This window comes from Streptomyces solincola (assembly GCF_002982015.1).
GTDB lineage: Bacteria > Actinomycetota > Actinomycetes > Streptomycetales > Streptomycetaceae > Streptomyces > Streptomyces solincola.
The window spans coordinates 1-7368 of record NZ_PVLV01000271.1 but is presented as its reverse complement, the minus strand read 5'-3'; the positions used below and the strand labels follow the sequence as shown (position 1 = coordinate 7368).

At 73.2% G+C, this 7368-nt stretch carries 4 protein-coding genes and 1 pseudogene; 3 read left to right on the top strand and 2 right to left on the bottom strand.

What is annotated here, in order from left to right; translation table 11 throughout:
- Both C6N75_RS18040 and C6N75_RS18035 read left to right on the top strand, forming a co-directional pair.
- Nucleotides 1–1691, top strand: a 1691-nt coding sequence (locus C6N75_RS18040; RefSeq protein ID WP_146132602.1) for an AAA family ATPase, incomplete at its 5' end; no start/stop codon positions are given.
- A 219-nt stretch (nt 1692–1910) separates the two neighbouring features.
- Nucleotides 1911–3329 (top strand): sugar porter family MFS transporter, encoded by a 1419-nt coding sequence (locus tag C6N75_RS18035; RefSeq protein ID WP_105869933.1) that lies wholly within the window; start codon nt 1911–1913, stop codon nt 3327–3329.
- 116 nt (nt 3330–3445) lie between these two features.
- Here the strand turns inward: C6N75_RS18035 and C6N75_RS18030 are convergent.
- A pseudogene (locus C6N75_RS18030) lies at nt 3446–4943 on the bottom strand (cytosine permease).
- A gap of 187 nt (nt 4944–5130) precedes the next feature.
- Here C6N75_RS18030 and ftsY point away from each other — a divergent pair.
- Nucleotides 5131–6360, top strand: coding sequence for a signal recognition particle-docking protein FtsY (gene ftsY / locus C6N75_RS18025; protein ID WP_105869932.1), 1230 nt, complete (start codon nt 5131–5133; stop codon nt 6358–6360).
- Nucleotides 6361–6503: 143 nt separating this feature from the next.
- Here the strand turns inward: ftsY and C6N75_RS18020 are convergent, their stop codons facing one another.
- Nucleotides 6504–7166: a bifunctional DNA primase/polymerase gene (locus C6N75_RS18020; RefSeq protein WP_105869931.1), complete on the bottom strand. Its 663-nt coding sequence runs from the start codon at nt 7164–7166 to the stop codon at nt 6504–6506.
- Nucleotides 7167–7368: the final 202 nt, after the last annotated feature.

The following is a 7368-nucleotide window of genomic DNA, read 5'->3' as shown; positions in this document are numbered from 1 at the left end:
CGCCCCCGCCAGCAGCCTCCGCACGGACGGCGGAGCTGCTGCCGTCCGTGCGGAGGCTGCTGGCGGGGGCGGTGGCCGTCGACGGGTGGGCGGGGGCGGAGGCGGTGGTGGACGCCCATCCGACGCTGACCGCCGTCACCGCCGAGGGCGATGTGCTGGCCGCCGGGTACGCGCACGGCGGCTCGGCGGGCGCGCCCAGCCTGCTGGAGGTGCGGGCCGCGGTGGAGGAGACCGGCGAGCGGCGGCGGGCGGCCGACCGGGAGCGGTCCGCGACCGCCGCCGCGCTGGGCAGGCTGGCCGGCCAGGCCCGGGGCGCGGCCGGCGAGGCCGAGCGCGCCTCGGCGGCCGCCGCCCGCGCCGAGGAGGCCCTGGAGCGGGCCACCGCCGAGGCGGAGGAACTGGCCGAGCGGCTGCTGGTCGCCGAGGAGGCGCCCGTCGAGGACGACCCGGACACCTCGGTGCGCGACCGGCTCGCCGCCGACGGGGCCAACGCCCGGCAGACCGAGATGGAGGCCCGGTTGCAGACCCGCACCCACGAGGAGCGGGTGAAGGCCCTGGCAGGCCGGGCCGACGCGCTGGACCGCGGGGCGCGGGCGGAACGGGAGGCCCGCGCCCGCGCCGAGCAGCGCCGCGTCCGCCTGCGGTACGAGGCCGAGGTGGCCGCCGCGGTGGCGGCCGGCGCACGGCGACTGCTGGCCCATGTGGAGGTGTCGACGGCCCGAGCCGAGTCCGGGCGCGCGGCCGCCGAGGCGGCGAAGGCCGCCCGGGAGGCCGACCTCGCCGCGGCCCGTTCGCGGGGCCGGGACCTCAAGGCGGAGCTGGACAAGCTGACCGACTCGGTGCACCGGGGCGAGGTGCTGGGCGCCGAGAAGCGGCTGCGGATCGAGCAACTGGAGACCCGGTCACTGGAGGAGCTGGGCGTGGAGCCGGCGGTGCTGGTCGCCGAGTACGGCCCCGACCAGGCCGTACCGCCGTCCCCGCCGGCCGAGGGGGAGGAGCTGCCGGAGGACCCGGAGCACCCGCGCAACCGGCCGGTGCGTTTCGACCGGGCCGGACAGGAGAAACGGCTGAAGTCGGCCGAACGGGCGTACCAGCAGCTCGGGAAGGTGAATCCGCTGGCGCTGGAGGAGTTCGCGGCGCTGGAGGAGCGGCATCAGTTCCTGTCCGAGCAACTCGCCGACCTGAAGAAGACGCGGGCCGATCTGCTTCAGGTGGTGAAGGAGGTGGACGAGCGCGTCGAGCAGGTCTTCACGGAGGCGTACCGGGACACGGCCCGGGAGTTCGAAGGCGTCTTCTCGCGGCTCTTCCCGGGCGGCGAGGGGAGGCTGGTGCTCACCGACCCCGGCGACATGCTCGCCACCGGGGTGGACGTCGAGGCCCGTCCGCCGGGCAAGAAGGTCAAGCGGCTGTCGCTGCTGTCCGGCGGGGAGCGGTCCCTGACGGCGGTGGCCCTGCTGGTGTCGATCTTCAAGGCCCGGCCGAGCCCGTTCTACGTGATGGACGAGGTCGAGGCGGCGCTGGACGACACCAACCTCCAGCGGCTGATCGGGATCATGCGGGAACTCCAGGAGAGCTCCCAGCTCATCGTGATCACCCACCAGAAGCGGACGATGGAGGTCGCGGACGCCCTGTACGGGGTGTCCATGCAGGGCGACGGGGTCTCCAAGGTCATCAGCCAGCGGCTGCGCTGACCCGAACGCGCCGCTCCGCGACTCATGTTCAGAACATGAAGCCTGCCGGGCATCCGGTACCGCAAAGCTTGGGGCTTTCCGACTATTGACTTCGAAACTTGAAGACATAGGGTCGGCAACGTTGTGTTTACCTTCAAGTGGTGGGCGGCATGAAGTTGTGCCCCACTTGAAGGGCTCGCCCCCCATGCCCGGCGACGGCGCCGGGCTCCAGGAGTTCACGTGACCAGCAGCGCGCAGCCACCGTCGTCGGGGGCCAGGACGGCCCACCCCGAACACCTCGGGCACGTCATCTTCATCACGGCCTCGGCCGCCATGGGCGGCTTCCTCTTCGGCTACGACAGCTCCGTCATCAACGGCGCCGTCGAGGCCATCCGGGACCGGTACGACATCGGCTCCGCCACCCTCGCCCAGGTCATCGCCATCGCCTTGATCGGCTGCGCCATCGGCGCCGCCACCGCCGGCCGGATCGCCGACCGCATCGGCCGCATCGCCTGCATGCGGATCGCCGCCGTGCTGTTCACCATCAGCGCCGTCGGCTCCGCCCTGCCGTTCGCCCTGTGGGACCTGGCCATGTGGCGGATCGTCGGCGGCTTCGCCATCGGCATGGCCTCGGTCATCGGCCCGGCCTACATCGCCGAGGTCGCCCCCGCCGCGTACCGCGGCCGGCTCGGCTCCTTCCAGCAGGCCGCCATCGTCATCGGCATCGCCGTCTCCCAGCTCGTCAACTACGCCATCCTCAGCATGGCCGGCGACGACCAGCGCGGTAAGATCGGTGGCCTCGAGGCCTGGCAGTGGATGCTCGGCGTGATGGTCGTCCCGGCCGTCCTCTACGGGCTGCTGTCCTTCGCCATCCCCGAGTCGCCCCGCTTCCTGATCTCCGTGGGCCGCAGGGACAAGGCCAAGGAGGTGCTCTCCGAGGTCGAGAGCAAGGGCGTCGACCTGGACGCCCGGGTCGCCGAGATCGAGACCGCGATGCGCCGCGAGCACAAGTCCTCCTTCAAGGACCTGCTCGGCAGCCGCTTCGGCTTCCTGCCGATCGTCTGGGTCGGCATCGGCCTGTCGGTCTTCCAGCAGCTCGTCGGCATCAACGTCGCCTTCTACTACTCGGCGACGCTGTGGCAGTCCGTCGGCATCGACCCGGCCGACTCCTTCTTCTACTCGTTCACCACGTCGATCATCAACATCGTCGGCACCGTGATCGCGATGGTCCTGGTCGACCGGGTCGGCCGCAAGCCGCTCGCCCTCGTCGGCTCCGTCGGCATGGCGATCGCCCTCGCCCTGGAGGCCTGGGCCTTCTCCGCCGACCTCGTCGACGGCAAGCTGCCGCAGGCCCAGGGCGTCACCGCGCTGATCGCCGCGCACGTCTTCGTGCTGTTCTTCGCCCTCTCCTGGGGCGTGGTCGTCTGGGTCTTCCTGGGCGAGATGTTCCCCAACCGGATCCGCGCCGCCGCCCTCGGCGTCGCCGCGTCCGCGCAATGGATCGCCAACTGGGCCATCACCGCGAGCTTCCCGTCGCTGTCCGACTGGAACCTCTCCGGCACCTACCTGATCTACACGGCCTTCGCCGTGCTCTCCATCCCCTTCGTGCTCAAGTTCGTGAAGGAGACCAAGGGCAAGGCGTTGGAGGAGATGGGCTGACCGACCCCGCTGCCGCCCACTCCTCATACGGCGACCGCCCCGCACCTCGGCCAGACGAGATGCGGGGCGGTCTTCGTACGTCCGGAAGCGCCCGGAAGCGTACGGAAGCGGCCGGGTCAGACGGACACGGCGGTCCGCTCGGGCTCGTCCTCGGCGGCCGGGCGCCCCGGCCGGGGGCGGGAGCCGGGCAGCACCGCGTACAGCACGGCCGCCACCGCCGCCGTCACCAGCCAGCCCAGGGCCGTTGGCGCCGATCCAGGAGCCGGCCAGCGGCCCGGCGAACCAGTCCACCCTGGTGAACAGCAGGCCCACCACCAGCGCGACCGCCCAGGCCGCCATCGCCGGCCAGGCGAAGCCGCCCCGGTACCAGTAGGCGCTGGTGCGGCCGGTGTCCATCAGCGCCGCGCCGTCGTAGGAGGTCCGGCGCAGCATGTCCACGCCGAAGACGCCGATCCACGCCGAGAAGGCGACCGCCAGCAGCGTCAGGAAGGAGATGAACGAACCGATGAAACTGGTCGCCACCACCATCAGCAGGAAGCCGAAGACCAGCGAGATCACCGCGTTGACGCTGACCGCCCAGGCCCGGCCCACCCGGATGCCGAGGGTCTGCGCGGTGAAGCCGGCCGAGTACATCGACATCGAGTTGATCAGCAGCATCCCGATCAGCGCGATCAGCAGGTACGGCACCGAGATCCAGGCCGGCAGCAGCGCCCCGATGAACGACACCGGGTCCTGCGCCGAGGCCAGGTCGGGCGTGCCGACCGCCATCACCGCGCCCATCAGCACCATCGGCAGCACCACGATCCCGGCGCCGCCGATCGTCGTGCCCACCACGGCCCGGCTGGAAGCGGTACGCGGCAGATAGCGGGTGAAGTCCGGGCCGGAGGGCACCCAGCTGATCCCGCCGGCCGCGATGGTGCCGATGCCGGCCACCATCATCGCCGTCGAGCCGGCCGGCTTGGCGAAGACCGCGCTCCAGTCGGTGTTCGCCACCAGGTACACCAGCACCAGCACCGAGAACGCCCCGAACAGGTACGTGGAGTAGGTGCTGCACACCCGCAGGGCGTTGATGCCCAGACCGGAGACCAGGAAGGTCGCCGCCACGAACAGCGCCAGCACCACCACGATCAGCGGAGTGCTCGACTCCACCCCGAACAGCAGGTCCAGCACGGTCAGCACCGCGTACGCGCCGGTCACCGCGTTGATCGTCTCCCAGCCCCAGCGGGCCACCCAGATCAGCGTCCCGGGGAAGAGGTTGCCGCGCTGGCCGAACACCGCCCGGGACAGCGCCATGCCCGGCGAGCCGCCGCGCTTGCCGGCGATCGAGATCAGCCCGACCAGCCCGTAGGACAGCAGCGGGGCGGCGACGGCGGTGATCAGCACCTGCCAGAAGTTCAGGCCGTTGAACACCACCAGGCCCGCGCCCATGGTGAGCAGCAGCACACTGATGTTCGCGGCCACCCAGGTGGGCAGGAGTTCACGGACCCGGCCGGTGCGCTCGGCGTCGGGGACGGGTTCCAGACCGCGGGTCTCGACCGCGGACTCGACGGCGGCCTCGGCGCCCTTCACGGCGGAGGAGGCGGAGGCGGTGGCGCCTTCGGAGGCGTGGGGCATGGATCAGCTCCGAACGGGAAACGGGGGATGCACGGCATCGTACGTTCTTCCGCATAGGGCCCCGAACAGGTCTTTGGTCCCGAGTACGCCCGCCGGCGCACCGGCGGACCCGGGACATGAGCGGACGCACCGCACCGGCACCCGGTGACCATCCGCCACGCCCGCCGTGGCCGATACTGGACGGGTTATGGACATCCTCATCCTTGCTGTAGTCATCGCCGTGGTCGCGATCGGCGCGATCAGCGGCCTCGTCGTCGGCACCCGCCGCAAGAAGCGGCTGCCGCCGCCGGAGGCCCCGCCGGCGCCGCCGACCATCACCGCACCGCCCACCGAACCGCGCGTCGGCGAGGAGGCGGAGACCCCACGGGACGAACCGCGCCGGACCATCGAGGAGGTGGACCTTCCGACCGCCGAAGAGGCCGTCGAGGCTCCGCCGGCCGTCGAGGACCCGGTCGTCGCCGCGCCCCCCGCCCCCGAGATCGAGGTCCCCGAACCGACCGCCGGCCGCCTGGTGCGGCTGCGCGCCCGGCTCGCCCGCTCGCAGAACACCCTCGGCAAGGGCCTGCTCACCCTGCTCTCCCGCGAGCACCTCGACGAGGACACCTGGGAGGAGGTCGAGGACACCCTGCTGACCGCCGACGTCGGCGTCGCCCCCACCCAGGAGCTCGTCGAGCGGCTGCGCGAGCGGGTGAAGGTGCTCGGCACCCGCAGCCCCGCCGAGCTGCGCACCCTGCTCCGCGAGGAGCTGCTCACCCTGGTCGGCCCGGACCTGGACCGCACCGTGCACACCGAGTCCGCCGCCGACGTCCCCGGCGTGGTGATGGTCGTCGGCGTCAACGGCACCGGCAAGACCACCACCACCGGCAAGCTCGCCCGGGTGCTGGTCGCCGACGGGCGCTCCGTCGTCCTGGGCGCCGCGGACACCTTCCGCGCCGCCGCCGCCGACCAGCTCCAGACCTGGGGCGAGCGGGTGGGCGCCCGCACCGTGCGCGGCCCCGAGGGCGGCGACCCGGCCTCCATCGCGTACGACGCGGTCAAGGAGGGCATCGCCGAGGGCGCCGACGTCGTGCTCATCGACACCGCCGGCCGGCTGCACACCAAGACCGGCCTGATGGACGAGCTGGGCAAGGTCAAGCGGGTGGTGGAGAAGCACGGCCCGCTGGACGAGGTCCTGCTGGTGCTGGACGCCACCACCGGCCAGAACGGGCTGATCCAGGCCCGGGTCTTCGCCGAGGTGGTGCACATCACCGGCATCGTGCTCACCAAGCTGGACGGGACCGCCAAGGGCGGCATCGTCGTCGCGGTCCAGCGCGAGCTGGGCGTCCCGGTCAAGCTGATCGGCCTGGGCGAGGGCGCGGACGACCTGGCCCCCTTCGAGCCCGCCGCCTTCGTGGACGCGCTGATCGGCGAGGGCTGACCGCCTCGGCGCCCACGCGCGGAAGAGGGGGAGCGCCCGCACCGGGCGCTCCCCCTCCTTCCGCGCCCGCGCGGCCCCGCACGCCTGAGGGCGGCACCCGTTCCTCGGGGTGCCGCCCTCAGGCGTGTCCGGCGGGGGAGCGCTCAGGCCGGGGCGGCCGCCGAACGGTGGCAGATGTACGCCAGGGTGCCCAGCAGCAGCCGGGCCTGCGGCGGGGCGCACACGTCGGGGGCGGGGGCGCGCAGCCAGCGGACCGGCCCCAGGCCGCCGAGGTCGGACGGCGGCGCGGTGATGTGCGCGCCCGGGCCCAGGCAGCGCAGGTCCAGGTCGGCGTCGTCCCAGCCCATCCGGTACAGCAACTGCGGAAGCTGCGCCGCCGCGCCCGGCGCGACCAGGAAGCGGGCCCGCCCGGCCGGCGTCACGCACACCGGACCCAGCGGCAGCCCCATCCGCTCCAGCCGCACCAGCGCCCGGCGGCCCGCCGCCTCGGCGACCTCCAGTACGTCGAAGGCCCGCCCCACCGGGAGCATCAGCGACGCTCCGGGGAAGCGGGCCCAGGCCCGGGACGCCTCGTCCAGCGTCGCCCCGGCCGGCACCTCGGGCGCGAAGGAGATCGGATGCGCGCCCGGTGCCGTACACGCTCCGTCGCCGCAGGAGCAGCGGCCGGCGGCGGCGCGGGCGCCGGGCACGACGTCCCAGCCCCACAGGCCGGTGTACTCCGCGACGGCGGTGCACTCCGCGGCCACGCGGCCGGTGCGTCGCCGTGAACCGGACAGGATGCGGGTGGCGCCGATGGTGAAGCCCATACCCCCTCCAACGGGTCGAACTCGCCGGTGGTTACGACCCGGCACCGACGTGTGACAGTGCGTCGCCGACCGGGTGGCGGCCGCCGGGCGCGGTGGCGAACGGGGGTGGTGCGGGCCGCCGCGCGCTCCGCCCCGCACCACCGGCCGCCGGTGCCTGGTCGCCGCGGTGTCAAGTCAATCGCGCCCGCGGCGAGAAGAGTTC

Bases quoted from the DNA above. Each gene is read 5' to 3' on its own strand.
- ftsY (WP_105869932.1), top strand. From the start codon at position 5,131: ATGGACATCCTCATCCTTGCTGTAGTCATCGCCGTGGTCGCGATCGGC.
- C6N75_RS18020 (WP_105869931.1), bottom strand. From the start codon at position 7,166: ATGGGCTTCACCATCGGCGCCACCCGCATCCTGTCCGGTTCACGGCGA.